Here is a 1,714-nt window from a genome sequence, read left to right as displayed (position 1 = left end):
GTGTCCTTGGTGGTTGGGGCCTTCGACCTCGGGTGGTGTCGGGCTCTGGCACCTACGTTCTGGCCACACCGGTGTGCGGTCAGGGGTGTGTGTGGTGTTGGTGTGCGCTAACTTCTGGACACGACAACCACCGGCCTCCGGCTCGGTGACCGACAGACGTGCAACACTCACCGCCGGTCGACGGCAGCAGGATGTGCTGGGAGAGGAAGCGGGGGGAACGCGGATGGTCTCGGAAACCGACAAGGCCCCCTACAAGGCCTGGCTCGCCGAACTCGACAAGGTCAGGACACGCCGCGACATCGCGGTGGAGATGCGCGAGTTCGTGCGCGCTCACCCGCAGTTGTGGGAGCTCGACGACGACACGGACACCCGCAGCAAGTGGATGGAAGGATCATCGGCAGCCCCACCGCATGTGTTGGCCAACAACGTCGGCCGATGGATCGAAGGTTCCGTCCCCACTCAGTACATCCTGAAGCGGGCGTTGATATCGGTCGTCGAGAATGCGGTCCCGGAGGTCCCCGACTCGGTCCGACAGCTGGGTTCGTGGGAACGATTCGCCGATGCCCTCGACGCCGCCGACACCTCGAACCGGGCGGGGCAGAAACGCGGCGGTGCCGCCGCGAAACGCAAAGCGCAGCAAGAGCACGCGGAGAAGACCGCGAACGTGGTCCGTGCCGCCGGACGACCCGACGACATTGATGCCGCCAACGACCTCGGACTCGGCTCGTCACTGTTCGACGATGCCCTGCCGCCGTACGTCGCGCGCACCGCGGACACCCTCGTCGCGGCACGTCTCGCCGATCCCGATTCCACGCCGATGACCGCCATCGTCGGTCCCCCGAAGTCCGGCAAGACCCGCAGCCTGTTCCAGCTCCTGTCGGCGATGACACCGCAGCCGGTCACGTGGTGGCACAACCCTGCACCGGGGGCACTCGATACCCTCATCGCCCGCCTTCAGGCTGTCAAGAACGATCCCGCCAGGCCCGACGTGGTGATCCTCGACGACGCCGGATTCAACGGTGTTACCCCTGATACCGGACTGACCGCACCCCGGATCCGCAAGATCGCCTCCCTGACGACGTCGGTGGTGCTGATCGTGCACTCTGCCGACCTCGCATCCTGGAAAGATCACGCCACCGGTGGCCGTTCGGCAAGCGCCCTCGAGACGATGATCAGTATCGGAGCCAGCCCGACATTGGTGAACATTCTCGAGGCCAACACCGTCGACTACACCGCCGAACTCGACGACACCGAACTCGATACGGCATCACAGATGCTCACCGACAACGACACCGGCGAGATCGTAGGCCTCGACCTGACTCGCCTCGCCGAAGCGATGGCCACCGTCGACAAACTGCACGCCGCCGTCCACGTCGCCTACGAACACGGCGGAATGCGAGCTGCGCTGGTCGAAGCCGCGATCGATGCCACCATCACCGACCCTGCCGGCGCCGACATCGACTGGCTCCAGACCCTCACCGAGATTCACTACCGTCGTCTCGCTCGGAACGCGCGCTGGAAACCCGACCAGTTCGACACCGAATTCGACGACTGGGCCACCGTCGGATTCTCACCCGGATCCCCCCATGCCATCCTCACTCGCACCGACACACCCGACGGCGATGGGGGAGAGCGGTATCGACTCCTCGACGCCCTCACCCCACGACTACGGACCGCCGGCCGTGACCTCACCCATCTCGACCCCACCACCCTC

1 protein-coding gene is annotated in these 1,714 nt (G+C 65.6%); it reads left to right on the top strand.

Features of this window, described 5'->3' with window-relative positions:
* Positions 1–145 precede the first annotated feature (145 nt).
* Positions 146–1,714: hypothetical protein (locus RHBS_RS27540; protein ID WP_145977652.1), on the top strand; the 1,569-nt coding region annotated here is incomplete at its 3' end.

Source organism: Rhodococcus sp. BS-15, assembly GCF_000813105.1.
Taxonomy (GTDB): domain Bacteria; phylum Actinomycetota; class Actinomycetes; order Mycobacteriales; family Mycobacteriaceae; genus Rhodococcoides.
The sequence above is the reverse complement of the archived record's forward strand: the minus strand, read 5'-3'. Positions and strand labels throughout refer to the sequence as shown.